This is a genomic window from Streptomyces sp. NPDC043870 (assembly GCF_056435785.1).
The window spans coordinates 44682-66522 of the sequence record NZ_JBWKDT010000020.1 but is presented as its reverse complement, the minus strand read 5'-3'; the positions used below and the strand labels follow the sequence as shown (position 1 = coordinate 66522).

Annotated in this window: 16 protein-coding genes; 5 read left to right on the top strand and 11 right to left on the bottom strand. The window is 71.5% G+C overall.

Going from position 1 to position 21841, the window contains the following annotated elements:
* Positions 1 to 38: 38 nt before the first annotated feature.
* The 10 genes from AC0699_RS23470 to AC0699_RS23425 all read right to left on the bottom strand — a co-directional run bounded on the left by AC0699_RS23470 (position 39) and on the right by AC0699_RS23425 (position 11585).
* Positions 39 to 1289 carry an arginine deiminase gene (locus tag AC0699_RS23470; protein WP_478663436.1) on the bottom strand — a complete coding sequence of 417 codons (1251 nt, stop codon included), beginning with the start codon at positions 1287 to 1289 and terminating at the stop codon, positions 39 to 41.
* 285 nt (positions 1290 to 1574) lie between these two features.
* On the bottom strand, positions 1575 to 4142 hold the full coding sequence (locus tag AC0699_RS23465; protein ID WP_478663435.1) for a polynucleotide kinase-phosphatase: 2568 nt from the start codon (positions 4140 to 4142) through the stop codon (positions 1575 to 1577).
* Positions 4139 to 5599 (bottom strand): 3' terminal RNA ribose 2'-O-methyltransferase Hen1, encoded by a 1461-nt coding sequence (locus tag AC0699_RS23460; protein WP_478663434.1) that lies wholly within the window; start codon positions 5597 to 5599, stop codon positions 4139 to 4141. The genes AC0699_RS23465 and AC0699_RS23460 overlap by 4 nt, the downstream gene beginning before the upstream one ends.
* 46 nt (positions 5600 to 5645) lie before the next feature.
* Complete coding sequence (mmuM, locus tag AC0699_RS23455; protein WP_478663432.1) at positions 5646 to 6557, bottom strand: homocysteine S-methyltransferase; 912 nt, start codon at positions 6555 to 6557, stop codon at positions 5646 to 5648.
* Between the two features lie 76 nt (positions 6558 to 6633).
* A complete protein-coding gene (locus AC0699_RS23450; RefSeq protein WP_478663429.1) occupies positions 6634 to 7557 on the bottom strand; it encodes an LLM class F420-dependent oxidoreductase in 924 nt (307 codons plus the stop codon).
* Between the two features lie 197 nt (positions 7558 to 7754).
* Complete coding sequence (locus AC0699_RS23445; protein WP_478663427.1) at positions 7755 to 8288, bottom strand: DUF6099 family protein; 534 nt, start codon at positions 8286 to 8288, stop codon at positions 7755 to 7757.
* A 125-nt stretch (positions 8289 to 8413) separates the two neighbouring features.
* On the bottom strand, positions 8414 to 8785 hold the full coding sequence (locus AC0699_RS23440) for a nucleotide pyrophosphohydrolase (protein WP_478663425.1): 372 nt from the start codon (positions 8783 to 8785) through the stop codon (positions 8414 to 8416).
* Positions 8782 to 9909 (bottom strand): AAA family ATPase, encoded by a 1128-nt coding sequence (locus tag AC0699_RS23435; RefSeq protein ID WP_478663422.1) that lies wholly within the window; start codon positions 9907 to 9909, stop codon positions 8782 to 8784. Before AC0699_RS23435 ends, AC0699_RS23440 begins: the two co-directional genes overlap by 4 nt.
* Before the next feature lie 56 nt (positions 9910 to 9965).
* Positions 9966 to 10385 (bottom strand): cell division protein SepF, encoded by a 420-nt coding sequence (locus tag AC0699_RS23430; RefSeq protein WP_478663420.1) that lies wholly within the window; start codon positions 10383 to 10385, stop codon positions 9966 to 9968.
* Between the two features lie 225 nt (positions 10386 to 10610).
* On the bottom strand, positions 10611 to 11585 hold the full coding sequence (locus AC0699_RS23425) for an alpha/beta hydrolase (protein ID WP_478663418.1): 975 nt from the start codon (positions 11583 to 11585) through the stop codon (positions 10611 to 10613).
* Positions 11586 to 11839: 254 nt separating this feature from the next.
* Here AC0699_RS23425 and AC0699_RS23420 point away from each other — a divergent pair, with 254 nt between their 5' ends.
* The 5 genes from AC0699_RS23420 to AC0699_RS23400 all read left to right on the top strand — a co-directional run bounded on the left by AC0699_RS23420 (position 11840) and on the right by AC0699_RS23400 (position 19159).
* Positions 11840 to 14305: a SpoIIE family protein phosphatase gene (locus AC0699_RS23420; RefSeq protein ID WP_478663415.1), complete on the top strand. Its 2466-nt coding sequence runs from the start codon at positions 11840 to 11842 to the stop codon at positions 14303 to 14305.
* 179 nt (positions 14306 to 14484) lie between these two features.
* On the top strand, positions 14485 to 16557 hold the full coding sequence (locus AC0699_RS23415; protein ID WP_478663412.1) for a SpoIIE family protein phosphatase: 2073 nt from the start codon (positions 14485 to 14487) through the stop codon (positions 16555 to 16557).
* A 228-nt stretch (positions 16558 to 16785) separates the two neighbouring features.
* On the top strand, positions 16786 to 17517 hold the full coding sequence (locus tag AC0699_RS23410; protein ID WP_478663410.1) for a DUF4097 family beta strand repeat-containing protein: 732 nt from the start codon (positions 16786 to 16788) through the stop codon (positions 17515 to 17517).
* Between the two features lie 60 nt (positions 17518 to 17577).
* Positions 17578 to 17955 carry a hypothetical protein gene (locus tag AC0699_RS23405; RefSeq protein WP_478663407.1) on the top strand — a complete coding sequence of 126 codons (378 nt, stop codon included), beginning with the start codon at positions 17578 to 17580 and terminating at the stop codon, positions 17953 to 17955.
* A gap of 334 nt (positions 17956 to 18289) precedes the next feature.
* Positions 18290 to 19159, top strand: coding sequence for a sugar phosphate isomerase/epimerase family protein (locus AC0699_RS23400; protein WP_478663404.1), 870 nt, complete (start codon positions 18290 to 18292; stop codon positions 19157 to 19159).
* Between the two features lie 177 nt (positions 19160 to 19336).
* Here the strand turns inward: AC0699_RS23400 and AC0699_RS23395 are convergent, their stop codons facing one another.
* On the bottom strand, positions 19337 to 21781 hold the full coding sequence (locus AC0699_RS23395; RefSeq protein ID WP_478663402.1) for an HAD-IC family P-type ATPase: 2445 nt from the start codon (positions 21779 to 21781) through the stop codon (positions 19337 to 19339).
* Positions 21782 to 21841 lie beyond the last annotated feature (60 nt).

Here is a 21841-nt window from a genome sequence, read left to right as displayed (position 1 = left end):
TGCGGGGACTATGGAATTCTATACACACTCCCGTATTGCTATACGCTCGGGTGGGCGGCGTCCCGCTCCACGGGACAGCTCATGCAGCGGGGGCCGCCGCGGCCCCGGCCGAGTTCGCTGCCCGGGATCTCGATGACCTCGATGCCCTGCTTGCGCAGGTGGGTGTTGGTCGTGACGTTGCGTTCGTACGCCACGACGACGCCCGGCTCGACGGCGAGGACGTTGCAGCCGTCGTCCCACTGCTCGCGCTCCGCCGAGTGCACGTCCTGTGTCGCCGTGAGGACCCGGATGTCCTGCAGCCCAAGGGCGGCGGCGATCGCGCTGTGCATGTGCTCGGGCGGATGGTCGGTGACCCGCAGGGACAGGGCCCGCTCACCGGCGGCCGGCTCGATCGTGTACGAGCGCAGCATGCCCAGGCCGGCGTACTGGGTGAAGGTGTCGTGGTCCACCATCGTCATCACGGTGTCCAGGTGCATGAACGCCCGCCGCTTGGGCATGTCGAGCGCCACGATGGTCCGCGCGGAGCCGGCCGCGAACAGCCCTCGGGCGAGCATCTCCACGGCCTGCGGGGTGGTGCGCTCGCTCATGCCGATCAGTACCGCGCCGTTGCCGAGGACCAGGACGTCGCCGCCTTCGATGGTGGAGGGATAGTCGTCCTGACCCTCCGACCAGTGGTGGAAGCCGCCCGCCTCGGGGCCGGTGAACAGCGGATGGTGCTTGTAGATCGCTTCGAAGTGCACGGTCTCGCGCCGTCGGGCGGGCCAGCGCATGGCGTTGATGGAGACGCCGTCGTAGATCCAGGCGGAGGTGTCGCGGGTGAAGATGTGGTTGGGGAGCGGGCCGAGCAGGAAGTCGTCCAGGTCCATGACATGGAAGCGCACGGACGACGGCTCGGAGTGACCGGCGAGGAACTCCCGCTTGGTCATCCCGCCGACCAGCGCCTCGACCAGCACGCCGGTGTCCATCTCGTCGAAGGCGGCCCGCAGATGGTCGGTGGCGAGCGGGCCGTACTCCTTCTCGTCGAAGACCCGGTCCAGGACGAGCTTCCTGGCGGCCGGGATCTCCAGCGCCTCGCGCAGCAGATCACCGAAGAGATGCACCTGGACGCCGCGGTCGCGCAGGACGTCGGCGAAGCCGTCGTGCTCCTGGCGGGCACGCCGCACCCAGAGCAGGTCGTCGAAGAGCAGCGCGTCCTTGTTGGTGGGGGTGAGCCGCTTCAGCTCCAGATCGGGCCGGTGCAGTATGACCCGGCGCAGGCGCCCGGTCTCGGAGTCGACATGGAATCCCATGCCCCCATCCTCACCGTCCGGACGCCTCTTCACCCGGCGAACGGCTGTACCGTCTCCATTCATGGCCCCCGCCCGCTCGGGCATGATGCCGCTGATGGCGCAGGCGGCGGCGAGGCGGAGGGCGAGCCGGGAGGACGGGCCGGCCCCGCGGCGGCTTCCTTCAGCGGCTCGGTCACATGCTTGGCGAGGCTCCCGGATCCTGCTGTCCGGGCGAGTGATCACACCTTACGAGGAGGCACTGACAACGCCTCCCCGTAAGGCAGGGACAGGGACAGGCACAGGGGGCTACAGCCGGGGGTCGACCGGCTCGGACTCCAGCGCGAGCACCGCGAACACCGCCTCGTGGACCCGCCACAGCGGCTCGCCGTCGGCGAGCCGGTCGAGCGCCTCCAGGCCCAGCGCGTACTCGCGCAGCGCCAACGACCGCTTGTGCCCGAGGAACCGGCTGCGAAGCCGGGTCAGGTTGTCCGGGCGGGTGTACTCGGGGCCGTAGATGATCCGCAGGTATTCCCGGCCGCGGACCTTGATGCCCGGCTGGACGAGCCGGCCCTTGTCGTCCCGTACGAGCGCCTGCAGGGGCTTGACGACCATGCCCTCGCCGCCGGTGGCTGTCATCTCCAGCCACCAGTCGACGCCGGCGCGCACCGACTCCTCGTCGCCCGTGTCGACGACGAGGCGGCGGGTGGTCCGCAGCAACGCGGATCCGGTGGCAGCTGCTGCCGTGGTGGCGTCCGCCTCCACCAGCCGGTCCAGCCAGGCCAGTTGTTCGTCGTGGGGCACGGCGGCGAGGGAGCGGCCCTGGACGGCGAGGATCTGGAACGGCGCGAGACGCACCCCGTCCAGGCCTTCGGTGGTCCAGCAGTACCTGCGGTACGCGTCGGTGAACGCGGCCGCGTCCGCGGCCCGTTCGCGCTGTCGCTGAAGCAGTGCGTCGACGTCGAGGCCGCGCGCGGCGGCTGCTTCGAGGGCGGCCGTGGCGCCGGGGAAGACCGCGCCGGAGGCGGCGCCCACGGCCGCGTACTGCTTGCGGAGCAGCCCGGATGCCTTGAGGGACCAGGGCATCAGTTCGGCGTCCAGGAGCAGCCAGTCGGTCTGCAGTTCCTCCCACAGTCCCGCTGCGGTGACGGCGGCGCGCAGCCGCTGGAGGATCTGCTCGGTGACGTCGGGCTCGTCGAAGAAGGGCCGGCCGGTGCGGGTGTGCAGGGATCCCGTGGCGCCGTCCGCACCGAAGCGTTCGCGCGCCACGTCCGCGTCGCGGCAGACCAGGGCGATGGCGCGGGAGCCCATGTGCTTCTCCTCGCACACGACCCGTTCGACGCCGTCCGCCTTGTACTGGGCGAACGCCTCGGCCGGATGCTCCAGGTAGCCCTCTTCCTGTGAGGTCGCGGTCGGTGCCATTGTCGGCGGCAGGTAGGCGAGCAGCCGCGGGTCGACCGCGAAGCGGCTCATGACCTCCAGTGCCGCCGCGGCGTTCTCCTCGCGCACCGCGACGCGCCCCATGTGGCGGGTCTCCACGATGCGGCGGCCGTGGACGTCGGCGAGGTCCAGGGGGCGGCCCTGGTGTCCGCCGGGTGCCTCGGTGGTGAGCGGCTTGGCGGGCTCGTACCAGACCTTTTCGGCGGGTACGTCGACGAGTTCACGCTCGGGCCAGCGCAGCGCGGTCAGCTTTCCGCCGAAGACGGCTCCGGTGTCCAGGCAGATGGTGTTGTTGAGCCAGGAGGCGGTGGGCACGGGTGTGTGGCCGTACACCACTGCGGCCCGGCCGCGGTAGTCCTCGGCCCACGGGTAGCGCACGGGCAGCCCGAACTCGTCGGTCTCCCCGGTCGTGTCGCCGTACAGGGCGTGCGAGCGGACCCGGCCGGAGGTGCGGCCGTGGTACTTCTCGGGCAGTCCGGCGTGGCAGACCACCAGCTTGCCGTCGTCGAGGACGTAGTGGCTGACGAGTCCGTCGATGAACTCCCGTACCTGTTCGCGGAACGACGGGTCGTCGGTGTCCTCCCGCTCCAGCTGTTCGATGGTCTCGGAGAGTCCGTGGGTGTGCTGGACCTGCCTGCCCTTGAGCCAGCGTCCGAGCTTGTTCTCGTGGTTCCCGGGCACGCACAGGGCGTTGCCGGAGGCCACCATGCTCATGACGCGGCGCAGCACACCGGGGCTGTCCGGGCCGCGGTCGACCAGGTCGCCGACGAAGACGGCGGTGCGGCCCTCGGGGTGTGCGCCGTCCACATATCCCAGCCGGCCGAGCAGGGTGTCCAGCTCGGAGCGGCAGCCGTGGATGTCGCCGATGATGTCGAACGGTCCGGTGAGGTGCCGCAGGTCGTTGAAGCGCTTCTCCAGGACGACCTCGGCCGCGTCGGTCTCCTCGACGCTGCGCAGGACGTGGACCTTGCGGAAGCCCTCGCGCTCCAGTCCACGCAGGGAACGGCGCAGCTCGCGCCGGTGGCGCTGGATGACGTGGCGGGGCATGCCGGCCCGGTCGGGTCGTGCCGCGTTGCGTTCGGCGCACACCTCTTCGGGCATGTCGAGGACGATCGCGACCGGCAGCACGTCGTACTGGCGGGCGAGCTGGACGAGCTGGCGGCGGCTCTCCTGCTGGACGCTGGTGGCGTCGACGACGGTGAGGCGGCCGGCGGCAAGGCGTTTGCCGACGATGTAGTGGAGCACGTCGAAGGCGTCACTGCTGGCGCTCTGGTCGTTCTCGTCGTCGGCGACCAGTCCGCGGCAGAAGTCCGAGGAGATCACTTCGGTGGGTTTGAAGTGCCGGTGGGCGAAGGTGGACTTGCCGGAGCCGGTGGCGCCGATGAGGACCACGAGGGAGAGGTCGGGGACGGGCAGTGTGCGGGTGGTGGTGGTCATGCCGCCTCCACCTCCTTCGTGGTCATGGTGAATACGGCCATCTGGGTCGGCGGGCCCACTTCGGGGTCGTCGTCGCCGACGGGCGTGAACTCCACTGCGTATCCGTGCCGTGCGGCGACCGACTCGGCCCAGGTGCGGAACTCCTCGCGGTTCCACTCGAAGCGGTGGTCGCTGTGGCGCACGTGCCCGGCGGGCAGGGTCTCCCAGCGCACGTTGTACTCGACGTTGGGCGTGGTCACGATCACCGTCCGGGGGCGGGCGGAGCCGAACACCGCGTACTCCAGGGCGGGCAGCCGCGGCAGGTCGAGATGTTCGATGACTTCGCTGAGTACGGCGGCGTCGTAGCCGGCGAGCCGCTTGTCGGTGTAGGTGAGCGAGCCCTGGAGCAGGGTGATCCGGTCGGACTGCCGCTCGCCCATGCGCTCCAGCCGCAGCCGGCGGGCGGCGATGGCCAGCGCCCGTACGGACACGTCGACGCCGACGATGTCGGTGAACCGCACGTCCTTGAGGAGTGCCTGGACCAACTGGCCCTGTCCGCAGCCCAGGTCGAGCACGGTGGCCGCGCCGGCGGTGCGCAGTGCGGCGAGGACGGCGTCGCGGCGCTGCTCGGCCAGCGGCACCGGCCGCTCGTCGGTGTCGGTGGTCTCGTCCACGGCGTTGTCGACGTCCTCGACCTCGAGGTCGTCGCTCTCGGCGAGCCGTAGGAGTTCGAGGCGTTCCATGGCCTGGCGGGTCAGGCTCCAGCGGCGGGACAGATAGCGGCTGGTGATCAGCTTCTGCTCGGGGTGCTCGGACAGCCAGCCCTCGCCGGCCCGCAGCAGTTTGTCGACCTCGTCCGGCGCGACCCAGTAGTGCTTGGCGTCGTCGAGGACGGGCAGGAGGACATAGAGCTGGCGCAGCGCGTCGGCGAGCCGGAGCTCGCCTTCCAGCACCAGGCGCACGTAGCGCGAGTCGCCCCATTCCGGGAACTGTTCGTCCAGTGCCACGGGCTCGGCGTCGACCGAGGTCCACCCCAGCGGCCCGAACAGCTTCCGCACCAGTTCGGCCCCGCCGCGGGCGGGCAGCGCCGGCACTTCGATCCGCAGTGGCAGTGGGCTCTGTGCCCGCTCCGGCATCGCGGTGCACACGCCGCGCAGGGCGCTCTTGAAGACGGTGCTCATCGCGACCGAGAGCAGTGAGGACGCGGCGTACGGCCGGTCGTTGACGTATTGCGCGAGCGCGGAGTCGGGTGCTCCGCCGCGGCCCTTGCCCTTGCCGCGCCGCACCAGCGCCACCGGGTCCACCTCCAGCAGCAGCGCGGCCGTGCAGCGTTCGACGGAGGCCTCGGGGTAGAGGACATGCGCCGTGCCGTGGGAGGTCGGGAACGTCTGCGCCTTGTCGGGGTGCTTGTGCAGCAGGAAGCCCAGATCCGTGGCGGGGCGCTCGGGGGTGCCGGTCGTACTGATCGTCAGGAACACACGTCCGAGTATTGCCCACCTGCGCCCTTGCGACCAGGCGTTTTCGTTATGCGCCAGTGCCGGTGAGGACCGCCGACAGCGCGGCGATGCGGTCCGGTCCGACGCGGCAGCATCCGCCCACCAGCCGTGCCCCCGCGGCAGTCCAGTCGGGCGCCCTGGCCGGGTCGAAGGTGGCGCCGCCGCGCCAGGTCCCCGCCGTGGCGTCCCACCGCTCGCCGCTGTTCGGGTAGACGACGACGGGCTTGCCCGTCGTGCGGGCCGCGAGCGCCACGGCGCGGTCCGCGTCCGCGGGCTCGCAGCAGTTGACGCCGACGGCGATCACCTGGTCGTCGGCCGCGGTGAGGGCGAAGGCCGCCGTCAGGTCCTGGCCGGCCCGGGTGCGCTGGCCCGCGATGGTGTACGAGAGCCACACGGGCAGCCCGCAGTCCTCCGCGGCCCGCAGCAGCGCCACGGCCTCGTCGGTGTCCGGCACGGTCTCCAGGGCGAGCGCGTCGGGGCGGGCCGCCGCGAGCGCCTCGATGCCGGGCCGGTGGAAGGCCTCCAGCTCACGCACGGTCAGCCCGTACTGCCCGCGGTACTCGCTGCCGTCCGCGAGCATCGCCCCGTACGGTCCCACCGAGGCGGCGACCCATACCTCCCGGTCCGAGTGCTCCGCCGCGGCGCGGGCGAGCTCCACGCTGCGGGCCAGCAGTGCCGCGGCCTCGTCGGGGCCCAGGCCGCGCCGGGCGAAGCCTTCGAACGTCGCCTGGTAGCTGGAGGTGATGAGCACCTGTGCGCCCGCCCGCACGTACGCGGTGTGGGCGGCCTCGATCCGGTCGGGGCCGTCGGCGAGCAGCCGCGCCGACCAGAGGTCGTCGGACAGGTCGCAGCCCTGCGCCTCCAGCTGGTTGGAGAGGCCGCCGTCGAGGACGAGCGGCCCTTCGGCGAGGGCGGCGGCGAGGCTGCGGGCGGGCTTCACAGAGGCTCCGGGACTTCGAGGACGCGACCTGGGACCTGGCTTTGGACCTGGCTTTGGATCTTGCCGGACCGGTGCGTCAGTTCAGCTGGGACTGGACCTGGGAGGAGATGAGCTCCAGGTGGTCGAGGTCTGCGAGGTCGAGGACCTGCAGATAGATACGGGAGGAGCCGATCTCGCCGTAGCGGCCGATCTTTTCGGCGACCTCGGCCGGCGAGCCTGCCAGGCCGTTGGCCTTCAGCTCCTCGACGTCGCGTCCGATGGCGGCGGCCCGGCGGGCGACCTCCGCGTCGTTCTTGCCGACGCAGACGACGAGGGCGTTGGAGTAGACGAGGTCGTCGGCCTTGCGTCCGGCCTGCTCGGCGGCGGCCCGGACCCGGTTGAACTGCCGGTCGCTGTCCTCCAGCGATGCGAAGGGAATGTTGAACTCGTCGGCGTACCGGGCGGCCAGCCGGGGAGTGCGGATCGCCCCGTGCCCGCCGATGAGCACCGGGACCTTCTTCTGCGCGGGCTTGGGCAGCGCGGGCGATTCCTCCAGTTGGTAGTACGTCCCGTCGTAGGTGAACGTGCTGCCGGCCGGCGTGCCCCACAGGCCGGTCACGACGGCCAGCTGCTCCTCCAGCCGGGCGGACCTCTCCTTCGGGAACGGGATGCCGTAGGCCTTGTGCTCCTCCTCGAACCAGCCCGCGCCGAGGCCGAGCTCGACGCGGCCGCCCGACATCTGGTCGACCTGGGCGACCTGGATGGCGAGCACGCCGGGGAGCCGGAAGGTGCCGGCGGTCATGAGCGTGCCGAGCCTGATCCGCTTGGTCTCCCGGGCCAGCCCGGCCAGGGTGATCCAGGCGTCGGTGGGGCCGGGCAGGCCGTCGGCGGAGCCCATGGACACATAGTGGTCCGACCGGAAGAACGCGTCGAAGCCAAGGTCTTCGGTGGCTTTGGCGACGGTGAGCAGGGTGTCGTAGCTCGCCCCTTGCTGGGGCTCGGTGAAGATTCGAAGATCCATACATCCATCCTGCACCGTCGTTCGTGCGTCAACCTCGCGGTGCGCTGTGGGTGCGGCGCGGACACGGCACGGCCGGACGGCCGTCGACCGGGCGGGCGGGTCGTCCCGCCGGTGGCCGGGCCCGGGCGCTGGTCGTCGGTCTCGCGGGACCGGACCGCCCCGGCGGCGCCAGGGGCGGCCAGGCCCCGCGCAGCTGCTCAGGGCGGGCTCGTCGCCGAGTCCGCCGGGTCCGGACGGCCGGGGTCGCGCACGCGCTCGCGGTCACGGTCACGGTCGGGAGCAAGGTCGCGGTCGCGCAGGGAGAGGCGGCGGAGCATCGCACGCACGCGGTCGCTCGATTCGTCCGCGGCGTCGATCGCCTCGATGCACTGCCAGTACAGGCCTTCCTCGTCCGTGGCGCATGCGACGCCGACGAGCGCCATGCCCACCTCTCCGAGGAGGGTGCTCAGGGCTGTCAACGCCCTTCGCGGGTCGGCGACTTCGCTGAGCTGGGAGGCTCTCAGGCAGCCGGTGCGCAGTACCTGAGGATCGACCATCGCGCCGCTGCGCCCGCCGGCCTCGCTGAGGCCGCGGGCCTCGCCTCTCAGCTCCTGTGGGCCGCGGACCGCCAGGTGGCTTCCCACCGCCTGTGCGAGGGCCTGCGCCTGCCAGGCTTCCGCCACGACGTCCAGCGCGGCGCGGCACTCCGCCAGTGCCCGCCTGCCGACCGCGATGAGCCGCTCCGCATCCATGTATGCCGCCCCCGTTCATACGACTTTCTGCCCACTGACTCACTACCCAGAGTGAAGGCCCCCCAGACGAAAAGCCAGGGGAATTCGGAAATCTGTGGACAGGAAGCCGGTTGGGGAAAGATCAGTCACTCCGTAGAGTGACGATGCGGTCGTGACGGTCCGTCCGACGGCCTCTCGGCCGGCGGGAAGCGCAGCTCGTTCCGGTCGATCTTCTCGGAGAGCGCGGTGAGCGCGTCGACGCCGAGCACCTCGCAGAACTGCAGCAGATACGCGAGGACGTCGGCGACCTCGTCGGCCACCCGGTGAGCCTTCGCCGGGTCGTCCATGACGCGCGCGGACTCCTCCGGGGTCAGCCATTGGAAGATCTCGACCAGTTCCGCCGCCTCGACGGTCAGCGCCACCGCGAGATTCTTCGGCGTGTGGTACGGCTCCCAGTTCCGGGCCGCCGCGAACTCGGCCAGTCTGCGCTGCAGTGCCTTGACGTCCAGTTCTGTCACGGCACCAGGTCTACCACCGTCACTCCCTCGATCCCGCGCGCGGTTTCGCCGTCGCTCACCGCACCCACCAGCCGGAGATGTCCGCCGGCGCTGATCGAGGCCGCCAGTGCGGCCAGTTCGCGCGCCTGACGGCGGTCCAGGCAGCGGTCGAAGCCGTCGGCGAGGACGGTGAGCGACTGCAGGGCGCCGGGGACCTCCGCCGCCTGGTCCACGGCCAGCACACCGGGTCCGGTGAGCAGGACCAGCGCGAGGGCGAGGAAACGCAGTTCGCCGTCGCCGAGCCGCCCGAGCGGGGTGCCCCGTCCGCTCGCGGCCCGGCCGAGGACCGCGCGCACCGTCCCGTCGGTGAGTTCCTCGACGCCCACGTCGGCGACCGGTCCCGCGCAGCCCGCCCGGGCCACAGCGGTCAGCCGCGCATGGCGTCTGGCGCACTCGCTGCGGGTGCGGTGGAGCACCGCCGCCAGGTTGTCGCAGCCGTGCCGCAGGCGACCCTCCCCCGGCAGCACGGGCTCCCGCATCCGCTGGGGCTGCGGATCGCAGGGGAACACCGACCGCAGCGCCACCACCACCTGCTCGGCGGCGGCCAGCACCCGCCGTTGTCCGTCCGTCTTGCCCGCGACGCGCAGCGGCAGCAGTGCCGTGCCCAGCCGGTCGTCGGGCAGCGGGGCGCGGGTGACCCGGGCGGCGCCCGCCGTGTGCCAGGCGGCCTGTACGCAGGTGCGCCCGGGGTCGCGCAGTGCCGTACTCAGCAGGGTCTGCCCTTCGCTGGTCAAACGCTCGCCGACGATGCGGAGTTCCGGCTCGGCCTGGACGGCGAGATCGAGCTGTACGGGACCGGCCGGGCCGTCGACCGTACAGCCGAGCCTGAATCCCCGTCTGCCCTGGGAGTCCCCCTCCGCACCTTCGGGAACACAGCCCGCGGGGTCCGGGAACACCTCGCCGATCCCGCTGCCCGCGCCGAGCCGGGCCAGTGCCTCGTAGGCCCGCAGCGCGCTCGACTTGCCGCTGCCGCTGGGCCCGGCGAACAGGGTCACCGGGCCGAGGGGGAAGGTGCCCGCGCGATGCGACGCGAAGGCGGAGAGGCGCAGTTCGGTGACCGTGGGGCGGGTGCTGAGTAACTCCATGCGGGAGACGCTACGCAGCGCGCCGTACGCCGAACCGTTACGCCAGAAAGTGCTTCCTACGAATGAGGGACGGCCGCCGCGGCGACGCCCTCGACCTCCGTGCCGACCGGTGCGAGCAGGAAGACGTTCCGGTCGACCCGGTGCATGCCGCTGCCGAGCCCGAAGACGACGCCGCTGCTGAAGTCCAGGATGCGCTTGGCGACTTCGGTGTCCGCGCTGGTGAGGTCCAGCAGTACCGGGACCTGCGCGATGAGGTGCTCGGCGACGTCGCGCGCGTCCGCGAAGACCTGTACCCGCAGGACGACCATCCGGCGCTGCTCGGCGGCGGCGCCGGCGTCCGGGTCGGCGAAGGCGTCCCGGGGGATCGTGCGATGGTCGATTCTTGACGGCCACTCGTTGCGACCGCGCAGCGGGACGACCTGCGCCAGGCCCTCCCACTGCTCGTCGGTGACGTCGTACCTCTCGTACCTGCTCATGGGACCATCTTCGCGTCCCTCACTCATTCGGCCCAACAGCGACACGAGCAGGTCCCGGTTCTCGAGGAACTCGCTTCTCGAAGCGGTGGCCCGTGCCGGGGGCCGTGACGAGATGCCGCGGATGAGATGCCGCGGTTGAGATGCCGTGGTTGAGGGGGCCGAGGACTCCCGCCGGGCGAGGCCCCGTCAGGGGTCCGCTGCCGACCGGTCCGTACCGTCGCCGGATCAGCCCGTGGGGTGCAGCGCGCGGCGCAGGACGGTGACCGCCTGGGTGATGGCTCCCTCGGCGGCGTTCGTGCCGCGCAGGGCGTTGAGCATCACGAAGTCGTGGATGATGCCCTGGTAGCGGGTGGCGGTCACCGGCACGCCGGCCTGGCGGAGCTTGTTGGCGTACGCCTCGCCCTCGTCGCGCAGGACGTCGGCCTCGGCGGTGATGACCAGGGCCGGCGGCAGCCCGGCGAGCTGTTCGGTGGTGGCGCGCAGCGGGGACGCGGTGATCTCGGCGCGCTGCGCCTCGTCCGTCGTGTACTGGTCCCAGAACCACTGCATGCCGTCGCGGCACAGGAAGTACCCCTCGGCGAACTGCCGGTAGGAACCGGTGTCGAAGGCGGCGTCGGTGACCGGGTAGAACAACACCTGCTGGAGGAGCGGCACATCACCGCGCTCCTTGGCCATGAGGGTCAGCGCCACGCTCATGTTGCCGCCGACCGAGTCACCTGCCACCGCCAGCCGCGCACCGTCCAGGCCCTGGCCGGCGCCGTCCGTGACGATCCAGCGGGCCACGGCGTAGTTCTGCTCGATCGCGACCGGGTAGCGGGCCTCGGGTGACAGGTCGTACTCGGGGAACACCACGGCAGCCCCGGCGCCCATGGCCAGCTCCCGCACCAGACGGTCATGGGTGTGGGCATTGCCGAACACCCAGCCGGCGCCGTGGATGTAGAGGATCACGGGCAGGGCGCCCGCAGCCCCGACGGGCCTGACCACCCGCACCCGGACGGTGCCGGTGGGACCGCCCTGTACGGTCACCCACTCCTCGTCCACCTCCGGCATGGCGATCTCACCGGACTGCACCTCGTCGACGGCCTTGCGGCCCTCGGCGGGAGGCAGGTCGAACAGGAACGGCGGATTGGCCGTCGCCGTCGCGAACTCCGCGGCGGCGGGCTCCAGCACCGGAGCCTGCGGGGCACAGCTCTCCGACATTTCCGTACTCCCTCGTGAGCAGCCGGACACATGCACGCCTATCGACCCTACGATCGGGATCCGCTCCCCGCGCGCAGGCGGCTGTGCCCGCCCGGGCCGTCGGTGCCCGGCAGGCGACCCGCCGTTGGGTACGGACGGCAACCGGCGTCCGGGAGGAGTCCGCCGCGGAGCCGACCCGGCGACAGCACGTACGTACGAGCCGCACCCGGTCGAGCACGTGCGCACGGGCCGGACCCGGTGGAGCATGAAAGGTGATGACCGGATCCGTGTCCCTGATGAGTGAGAGCCCGGCGGACCCGTTCTCGTTGGGCAGCGCCGCGTCTCTCGTGCTCGACGGCCGCGGCTGGGTGGTGGGCTGGAGCGAACGCGCGCGCGAGCTCCTGGGGTACACCGAGGAGGAAGTTCTCGGCCGGTCTGCCGCGGACCTTTTGGTGGATCCCGACGACCGCGATCTCGTGCGGGACGCGGTGGTGGTGTGTGTCAGGCACGGCGGCTGGTTCGGCGTCGTGCCGGTACGGGACCGCAAGGGCCGGCGGACGGGTTTCGGTGTCCGGGTCCGCCGTGTGATCCGGGCCGGCAGTGCCGACGAGTGGTTCCTGGTGGGCGCGCCGGCGCAGGACGTCGTCCAGTGGGAGATCGACCGGTCGGTCCTGGACGGGCTGTTCCGCCGGTCGCCGATCGGCCTCGCCATCCACGACCCCAGCCTCGCGGTCCTGCGGGTCAATCGTGCGCTCGCCCGCATCGGGCGGATCACGAGCGAGCAGGCGCGAGGGCACCGCATCGGGGACTTCCTGATCCCTGCCGACGCGGAGACGATCGACGGCCGGCTGCGGGAGGTGCTGGAGACCGGCACGCCGATGATCTTCACGGAACAGTCGTGCCGGCTGCGCAGCGACCCGGGCCGGGAGCGGTACGTCGCCGTGTCCGCGTTCCGTATGGAGGATTCCGCCGGTCAAACGCTGGGGGTGACCCAGCTGGTCGAGGACGTCACCGACCGGTACCGGGCCCGGCGCCGGCTGGCGATGCTCAACGCGGCGAGTGCCCGGATCGGGACCACGCTCGACGTGACGACGACCGCCTCGGAGCTGGTGGATGTCGCGGTCCCCGGACTCGCCGACGTGGTGACGGTCGATCTTCTCGACGCGGTCGCCCTGGGTGAGGAGCTGCTCCCCGACGGCGCCGGTCCCCTCCGCAGAGCCGCGCTCAAGTCGGTCGCGCCGGCCCCGGAGCTGGTGATGTTCCCGGTGGGCACCCTGCGGACGTTCCCTCCGGACACGCCGCATGCCCGGTGTCTGATCACCCGTCGCCCTGTTCTGGTGGCCCGTCTCGATCCTGCGAACCCCGTGGCGGGCCTGGGCCTGGGCCTGGACCAGGTGCGGTCGGAACAGACGCGCAGGCTGGGCGTCCATTCCCTGATGGTCGTTCCGCTGACCGCCCGCGGGCTCGTGCTGGGGCTCGTCTGCCTGTGGCGGTACAAGGTGCCCGAGCCGTTCGAGGAAGACGATCTCACCCTGGCGAGTGAGTTCGCCGCCCGTGCCGCGGTCTCCATCGACAATGCCCGCCGCTACACGCAGCAGCACCGCACCGCGCTGGCGCTGCAACGCCGTCTGCTGCCGCGCTCGTTCCCGCGGCATCCGGCGGTCCGCGTCGCCCACCGGTATCTGCCGGCGGGCGGCGCCGCCGGGGTCGGCGGGGACTGGTTCGACGTGATCCCGCTCTCGGGTGCCCGTGTCGCGCTGGTCGTCGGGGACGTCGTCGGCCATGGCATCAACGCCGCGGCGACGATGGGCCGGCTGCGTACCGCCGTACATACGCTGGCCGATCTCGATCTGGAACCCGACGAGGTGCTCTCGCACCTCGACGATCTGGTGACGCGGCTGGCCGGCGAACAGGAGGCGGGGGACGAGGGCTCGTCCGGCGACCAGGTGGTGGGCGCCACCTGCCTGTACGCCGTGTACGACCCGGTGTCCTGCCACTGCTCCCTGGCCCGCGCGGGACATCCCCCTCCGGTGGTCGTGACACCCGAGGGGGACGCGAGCCTCCCCGACCTTCCTGCCGGGCCACCACTGGGGCTGGGCGGGCTGCCGTTCGAAGCCGCGGAGCTGCAGCTCTCCGAGCACAGCGTGATGGCCCTCTACACGAACGGGCTCATCGAGGGCGACGACCGTGACGTCGACGCCGGGCTGTCACGGCTCTGTGCGGCGCTCGCGGGACCGGCCCGGTCGCTGGAGGAGGCCTCGCAGGACGTGGTCGACGCGCTGCTGCCGGTCCGGCCCACCGACGACGTCGCCCTGCTCCTGGCCCGGACCCGGACTCTGGCGCCGGAGCAGGTCGCGACCTGGGAGCTGCCCGCGGAGCCCACCGCACCGGCCCGTGCCAGGGGGCTGATCGAACGGCAGCTCACCGAGTGGGGACTGGACGAGATGATCTTCACGACGGAGCTGATCGTGAGTGAGCTCGTCACCAACGCCTACCGCTACGCCGGCGGGCCCGTGACCCTGCGGCTCATCAACCTGCACCGGCTGATCTGCGAGGTTTCCGATCCCAGTAGCACCTCCCCCCATCTGCGCCGCGCGCGCAGCACCGACGAGGGCGGCCGGGGACTGCTGCTCGTGGCCCAGCTGACGGCGCGCTGGGGCACGCGGCACGCGCGCGGAGGCAAGACCGTCTGGACCGAGCAGGAGCTGCCCTTCCCCGCCGTCGGGCGCCTGCCGGGCTGAGCGTGCGTGCCGGCACCGCCGGCCGGGTCGTGCGGATGCGGGGCGGGAAGTGCGCGGATTGCGGGGCAGGAGCTGCGCGGATCTGGGGGCGGAGGGACGATGGAGAGCGCCCAGGTTCCGGCAGTGTGGGCGTGGCCTGGACGCGTACGCCGTCACGGCGGCGGGAGGAGCGGCTGCGGATGGGTGGCACCGAAGCGTTCTCCGGTGACCTGGTGCCGAACGCGGAGCTCGGACCCGCTCCGCCGGGCGGGCTGCTCGACGTGCTCGGCATGGCGGCCGTGGTGCTCGACGCGGACGGGCGGATCGCGCTGTGGAGCCGGCAGGCCGAGGAGCTGCTGGGATATGCCCCCGAGGAGGCGCTGGGCCATTACGCGGTCCGGCTGCTGGTCGCCGAGGAGCACTACGACCTCGTGCTCCAGCTGTTCGCCGACGTGATGGAGAGCGGCCAGAGCTGGGCGGGGGTTTTCCCCGTCCGGCACAAGGACGGCGGCATGCGGCTGCTGGAGATGCGCAACATGCGGCTGCAGGACGAGCACGGCGGCTACTACGCCCTCGGCCTGGCCACCGACCAGGCGACGCTGCGCCAGGTGGAGCGGGACCTGGCGCTGTCCGTGCGGCTCGTGGACCAGTCCCCGATCGGCCTCGCCGTCCTGGACTCCGGTCTGCGCTTCATCACCGTCAACCCGGCGCTGGAGCGAGTCAGCGGCATCCCGGCGTCACGGCATGTGGGCCGGCGCGTGGGCGAGACCCTGCCGTTCGTGGACGCCGACAGGATCGAGGCCGCCATGCGCCGGGTCCTGGAGACGGGAACGCCGCTGGTGGACCGCCGGGTGCTCGGCCACCCGTCCGCCCGGAACACCGAGCGGGCCTGGTCCCTGTCCCTGTACCGGCTGGAGGATCCCAGCGGGCGGATTCTGGGGCTGGCGGCCTCGGTCGTGGATGTCACGGACCGGCACCAGGCGTCCCGGGAGGCGGAGCGTGCAAGGCACCGCCTCACCCTGGTGGCCGATGCCTCGGTGCGTATCGGTACCACGCTGGACCTGTGGCAGACCGCCCGGGAACTGGCCGATGTCGCCGTGCCCGAGCTCGCCGACGTCGCGGCGGTGGACGTGCTGGACGCCGCCGTGGAGGGCCGCCGCGAAACGGTGCCGGCGGGCGGCCCGGCGGTCTTCCGCGCCCTCGCCGTCGCCGCGGCCTATCCCACTCCCGCGGTCCGGGCCGCCGACCCTCCCGGCGAACTCGCCCACTACGACGCCGACCGGCTGGTCGCCCAGTGTGTGCAGACCGGGGAGCCGGTCATCGTGTCCCAGGTGACCGAGGCGGAACTGCCGGGCATCGCGCGCGACGCCGACTCGGCCGTGCTGCTGGCCGAGGCCGGTGTGCATTCCTATCTGGCCGTGCCGTTGACCGCCCGCGGTGAGGTGCTCGGCGTGCTGGATCTCAAGCGTTCCCGCAATCCTCTGCCCTTCGACTCCGACGATGTCCTGCTCGCCACCGAACTGGCGGCCCGGGCCGCGGTGTGCATCGACAACGCCCGCTGGTACCAGCAGCAGCGCAACGCCGCCCTCGCCCTCCAGCGCAGCCTGCTGCCCCGGCATCCGCCGTATCTGGCAGGCCTGGAAGTCGCCTCCCGCTACCAGCCGGCCGGGGCCGTCAGCGAGGTCGGCGGCGACTGGTTCGACGTCCTCCCGCTGAGCGGCGACAAGACGGCGCTGGTGGTGGGCGATGTCATGGGCAGCGGCATCAACGCCGCCACGGCGATGGGGCGACTGCGCACCGCCACCCAGACCCTGACCTCGCTCGGCCTCGACCCCGAGCGGGTGCTGCACCATCTCGATGTGATCACGGGCGGGCTGGAGCCCTACATCGCCACGTGTCTCTATGTGCTCTACGACCCCCACCAGGGGCAGTGCACCATTTCCACGGCCGGTCATCTGCCCCCGGTGCTGCTGCGCTCGGGCCGCCCGCCGCTACTGCTCGACCTGCCCAGCGGGGTCCCGCTCGGCGTCGGCGGCGTCCCCTTCCGTTCCCTCACCATCGCCCTCTCCCCCGGCGACACGCTCGTGCTCTACACCGACGGGCTGGTGGAGACCCGGACCGACGACATCGACACCCGCCTGAATGTGCTGCTCACCCTGCTTTCGGATCCGCCCGCCGGACTGGAGGAGACCTGCGACCGGCTTCTCGACGCACTACGGGGCGACACCTGGTGCGACGACGTGGCCCTGCTCATCGCCCGCGTCCGCGACTGACAGCGGCGGTCGCCGCAGGGCGGTGGCGGTCGCCGCGGGCCGTCGTCTCCGACGGACCGGTTCTCAAGGCCGACCAGGTGGGATCTCACGCGCCACGATCGGGGGGAGCCCATAGCGGCACCCGGGGGTTTCCCCCATGTCCGGCCCGCGGCGCGTGCGGATAACTTCATCGAGGCCGGACTTCGGCGGGCCGGGTGGCAGCCGGCACTACAGAATCGGGGAAATCTCATGCGCCAGCAGCTCCGGCTCCTCGGGGTCGTCGCGGTGGCCGGCATCGGTGTGATGGGACTCAGCGCGTGCGGCCTGGTGGGCGGTTCCACGTTCGAGGACGACGCAAAGGTGACGGAGAAGATCACCTCCGTGCGGCTGGACAGCAGTTCCGGCGGCGTCACCCTGCGCGGCGCGAAGAACGCCGGCATGGTGTCCCTGCACCGTTCCGTCGACTACAGGGGTGACAAGCCGGAAGGGGCGACCCACCGGGTCGAGAACGGTGTCCTGGTGCTCGGCGGCTGCGGCGAGGACTGCTCGGTGAACTACACGGTCGAGCTGCCGGCGGGACTCCCGGTGTCGGGCCGGACCTCGTCCGGCGCGGTCAGTCTGACCCAGGTGGGCAAGGTGGAGGTGGCCACCAGCTCCGGGCGTATCGAGCTGGACGGTGTGGCCGGTCCGGTCGATGTGGAGACCAGCAACGGCCGGATCACCGGAACCGGGCTGCAGGGCACGGGCATCCGGGCCAGGACGTCCAACGGAGGGATCACCCTCAACCCGGCGAGGCCGCAGGACATCCGCGCGGAGACGTCCAACGGCGAGATCGACGTGACGGTGCCGAGCGCGCGCTACAAGGTGACGGTGAACAGCAACAACGGCGACAAGAACATCCATGTGGACGACGACCCGGCCGGTGAGTACCAAGTCGACCTGACCACGAGCAACGGGGACATCACCGTCAACTCCGGCTGAGCGCACTCATCGCCACCGCGGCGAGCAGCGGGACTGCGGCCCGGGGTGCCCCTGGCCCGGATGGTGGCGGAGCTCCGCGGTGAGTGCGAGCCGCTGAGCATGTTCCGCCTCGGCGAGGACGGTACGGATCTGCGTACGGCGGTGTCCTGGTCCCTGCGCGGTCTGACCGACGCGGCCGCCCGCCTCCACGAGACACTGGCACGGAGCGCCGGCGCACCGATGGGCCCGGCGGATGCGGCCGCAGTCCTGGACGTCCCGGAACGGACCGCGGCCCGGCTTCTGGACGAACTCGTCCAGGTCCACCTGGTGGAACGCCATGACGGCGAGCGCTACCGGGTGCCGCGGGTCTTCCACGGGGCGGCGGCGGTGCGCGGGAGTGACGACGGGTGTCTGCCCGGTCCGGTGGCGCGGCCGGTGCGACCCCGGTGGCCACGGTGACCGCCGCGGCCGCGTGTGGAGCGCCGGCTCGCTGAGCCCCCGGAAGCGCTCGGAACTTTCCCACGCCTGCGCTCTGAGCGCACTCATGAGGCAGCAGTGACGGAAGCGAAGGCACGCCGAAACGTCGTCCCGCGTAGGTAGAGTGACGGCATGTCAGTCGACAAGCCCCCACGGTAGAGACATTGCATCGCCGGTCTCCGGTGGGCGCCGGGGCCTCCGGGCCGATCCCCCTCCATCCTGCGCTCACCGCCGGGAGCGGCGCATCCGGCGCCGCCGCTGTGCCGGCCGCCGCGCACCCGCTGCCCCGAAAGCCCTCGCGAAAGGTCTCCGTCACATGACTGCCGCAGCCCTGGCGCCGTTCCGCTTCGGATTCGGGACCAACGGGTTCACCAACCACCGTCTGGGGGACGTCCTGACCGTCCTTGCCGACCTCGGCTACGAGGGTGTGGCTCTCACCCTGGACCACGGCCACCTCGACCCTTTCGCGGAGGACCTTCCCCGGCAGGTGGCGGGCCTCGGGCAGCGCCTCGACCGGTTGGGTCTGTCGGTGGTGGTGGAGACCGGCTCCCCTTACCTTCTGGATCCGTGGAGCAAGCACGTCCCCAGCCTGATGTCCGATCCGGACGCCGCCCGGCAGCGGATCGACCTGCTGCGCCGCGCGGTGCGCATCGCCGCCGAGCTGGGATCACCGGCCGTGCATCTGTGCAGCGGCCCCGCCCCCGACGGAGTGCCCGAGCCGGTCTCCTGGGATCGCCTCACCGCCGGGTGCGAGGCTGTCCTGAAGACCGCTGACGACTACGGTGTATCCCTTGGCTTCGAGCCCGAGCCGTACATGTTCATCGATGTCGTCGACCGCTACCTGGAGTTGCGCCGCAGGCTCGGCGGCCACACACGGTTCGGCCTGACACTGGACATCGGGCACGCACACTGCGTGGAGAAGATCCCCCTGCTCGACTGCGTGCGGCTGGCCGCCCCCCACCTGGTCCACGTGCAGATCGAGGACATGCGGCGCGGCGTCCACGAGCACCTCGAATTCGGCGCGGGGGAGATCGACTTCCCACCCGTGCTCGCGGCCCTCGCCGCGGCCGGGCACCGCGGCATGGTCTCGGTCGAGATCCAAGGTGCGTCCCTGGAAGCCCCGGAGGTCGCCCGCCGCTCCCTGGAATTCCTGCGCTCCGCCACGGCCGTGTCAGCCTCGGCCTGACCGCGGAACACCAGGACGCACCACGGCGCGTAGCGGGGCGCCGCAGCCCCTCCTTCGAGGGGTTCCTCGGCGTCCGGATGTCGGGGGAGGCGCCCAGGGCCTCGATGCCCGGTACCGAGCGCTGCTCGGTACCGGGCAGACGGGCCGCCGGCTGCTCCCGGGGGCCGAGCTCCGGCGTCAGTCCCGCTCCGTCCCGTTCGCCGTCCGGTGGCGCGCGACCCTCCAGACGCCTTCGAGCAGCACACCGGCCGCGACGGCCATTCCCGCCGCGGCCCACGGAGCGGTCGTCCCCACCAGCTCCAGCTGGAAGAAACGCTGGAGGAACGGCACGACGAGGACCACCGCGAAGGACAGCGCCATCGCCAGCACGAGCAGCACGCGCCACCAGGTGTAGGGACGGGCGATGATGGAAAGGGCCCACAGTCCCACGAGGAACAGGGTGAGCGTCGCCGCCGACGTCTCCGCCTCAAGGTTCCCCCCGTACACGGAACGCGCGATCGTGTACGAGCCCATGGTGGCCGTGGCGGCCACGAGGCCGCACGGAACGGCGAACCTGAGCACCCGCCGTACGAAGTGGGGCCGGGCCCGCTCGGTGTTGGGAGCGAGGGCCAGGAAGAAGGCCGGAATGCCGATGGTGAGCGAGCCGATCAGCGTGAGGTGCCGTGGCAGGAACGGGTAGGGGACGTTGGCGAGGACGACGACGACGGCCAGCAGCACGGAGTACATGGTCTTGGTGAGGAACAAGTTGGCGACCCGCTCGATGTTGCCGATGACGCGCCGTCCCTCGGCCACCACCGACGGCAGGGACGAGAAGTTGTTGTCGAGGAGCACGATCTGGGCGACCGAGCGGGCGGCCGGACTTCCCGTTCCCATGGAGACGGCGACATCGGCGTCCTTGAGCGCGAGCACGTCGTTCACGCCGTCTCCCGTCATCGCCACCGTGTGGCCACGGGACTTCAGGGCGGCGACCATGTCGCGTTTGCGCTGAGGTCCGACCCGGCCGAATATGGCGTTACTCTCGACGGCGTCGGCCAGCCCATCGGGGTCCTCGGGCAGCCTGCGCGCGTCGATGTGACGGTCGCTGCCGGGCAATCCGAGCCCACGGGCCACGGCCCCCACCGAGAGCGCGTTGTCACCCGAGATCACCTTGGCGTCCACGCCCTGCTCGGCGAAGTACCGGAGAGTGGCCGGGGCTTCCGGGCGCGTGCGCTGCTTGATGACCACGAGGGCGACCGGGGCCGCCGCGCCCGTGACCCTCTCCGGCGTGTCGAGCGCCTCGCTCAGCGGGAGCGAACAGCGCGCGACGAGCAGTACGCGCAGGCCGCGCTCACCGTAGGCGTCCACGGCGACCAGCACGGCGTGCCCCGGGGGGAGCAGCACATCGGCGGCTCCGATCAGCCAGGTCGAGGTGTCGCCGTCGCGGTCGGTCAGGGTCGCACCGCTCCAGCGGCGAGCGGCCGAGAACGGGGCGCTCTCCTGCTCGGTCCACCCCTCGGGGGCGGGATACGCGTCGATGATGGCCCGCATGCTGGCATTGGGCCGGGCGTCCACCGCGCCGAGGGCGCCGAGCACATCCGCCACGGGCATGCCTGGTTCGATCTGGTGCACTTCGTCGACGTCCATGGACGTCTCCGTCAGGGTCCCGGTCTTGTCCAGGCAGACCGTGTCCACACGCGCGAGCCCTTCGATGGCCGGCAGTTCCTGTACGAGACACTTCTTCTTGCCGAGCCGGACGACACCGACCGCGAAGGCGACCGAGGTGAGCAGCACGAGCCCTTCGGGAACCATGGGCACGAGCCCGGCGACCATACGCCGCACGGCCTCCGGCACATCGCCGCTGCCGACGGTCAGCTGACTGATGATCAGCGCGATGCCGGCGGGGATGATGGCGTAGGTCACGAACTTGAGGATGGTGTTGATCCCGTTGCGCAGCTCGGAGTTGACGAGCGTGAAGCGACGGGCCTCCTCCGCCAGTTGGCTGGCGTACGCGTCGCGACCGACGCGCGTGGCGACGAACGCACCGGAGCCGGCCACGACGAAGCTCCCCGACATCACCTTGTCCCCGGGGCGTTTGAGCACGGGGTCGGCCTCACCGGTCAGGAGCGACTCGTCGACTTCGAGGTTGTCCGCCTCCACCAGGGTGCCGTCGACGACGGCCTTGTCGCCGGGGCCGAGTTCGATGACGTCGTCGAGGACGATGCCGGCCGGGGCCAGTTCGACGGTCTTTCCGTCGCGGCGCACCGTCGGGCGGGCCTCGCCCACGATGGCGAGCCGGTCGAGGGTTCGCTTGGCGCGCACCTCCTGGATGACGCCGATGAGGGTGTTGGCGAGGATGACACCGCCGAAGAGGGCGTCCTGGATGGGCCCGACGATCAGGATGATCACGAACAGCACACCGATGACGGCGTTGATGCGCGTACAGACGTTGGCCCGTACGATCTCGCCGATGCTGCGACTGGACCGCACGGGTACGTCGTTGACCTGACCTTGCGTGGTCCGCTGCGCCACCTCGGCGGAGGTCAGGCCGATGGCCTCGACCTCCGGAGATAACGGGAGCAGACCGACGGTGTCACGGCCGTCGGCTCTTTCCGTGCCCTCCGAGCCCCTCGACCACTCATCCATGCCTGGTTCCCCTCCACACTGGTCGCGACCACTGAACTGGCCTCGACCGTAAGTCGGCAC

What these genes read in the sequence shown, in the direction of transcription:
- AC0699_RS23435 (WP_478663422.1), bottom strand. Translation starts at nt 9,909, where the DNA reads ATGGAGTTACTCAGCACCCGCCCCACGGTCACCGAACTGCGCCTCTCC.
- AC0699_RS23465 (WP_478663435.1), bottom strand. Translation starts at nt 4,142, where the DNA reads ATGACCACCACCACCCGCACACTGCCCGTCCCCGACCTCTCCCTCGTG.
- AC0699_RS23415 (WP_478663412.1), top strand. Translation starts at nt 14,485, where the DNA reads ATGGGTGGCACCGAAGCGTTCTCCGGTGACCTGGTGCCGAACGCGGAG.
- AC0699_RS23425 (WP_478663418.1), bottom strand. Translation starts at nt 11,585, where the DNA reads ATGTCGGAGAGCTGTGCCCCGCAGGCTCCGGTGCTGGAGCCCGCCGCC.
- AC0699_RS23450 (WP_478663429.1), bottom strand. Translation starts at nt 7,557, where the DNA reads ATGGATCTTCGAATCTTCACCGAGCCCCAGCAAGGGGCGAGCTACGAC.
- AC0699_RS23400 (WP_478663404.1), top strand. Translation starts at nt 18,290, where the DNA reads ATGACTGCCGCAGCCCTGGCGCCGTTCCGCTTCGGATTCGGGACCAAC.
- AC0699_RS23405 (WP_478663407.1), top strand. Translation starts at nt 17,578, where the DNA reads ATGGTGGCGGAGCTCCGCGGTGAGTGCGAGCCGCTGAGCATGTTCCGC.
- AC0699_RS23470 (WP_478663436.1), bottom strand. Translation starts at nt 1,289, where the DNA reads ATGGGATTCCATGTCGACTCCGAGACCGGGCGCCTGCGCCGGGTCATA.
- AC0699_RS23445 (WP_478663427.1), bottom strand. Translation starts at nt 8,288, where the DNA reads ATGGATGCGGAGCGGCTCATCGCGGTCGGCAGGCGGGCACTGGCGGAG.
- AC0699_RS23410 (WP_478663410.1), top strand. Translation starts at nt 16,786, where the DNA reads ATGCGCCAGCAGCTCCGGCTCCTCGGGGTCGTCGCGGTGGCCGGCATC.
- AC0699_RS23430 (WP_478663420.1), bottom strand. Translation starts at nt 10,385, where the DNA reads ATGAGCAGGTACGAGAGGTACGACGTCACCGACGAGCAGTGGGAGGGC.
- AC0699_RS23420 (WP_478663415.1), top strand. Translation starts at nt 11,840, where the DNA reads ATGACCGGATCCGTGTCCCTGATGAGTGAGAGCCCGGCGGACCCGTTC.
- AC0699_RS23395 (WP_478663402.1), bottom strand. Translation starts at nt 21,781, where the DNA reads ATGGATGAGTGGTCGAGGGGCTCGGAGGGCACGGAAAGAGCCGACGGC.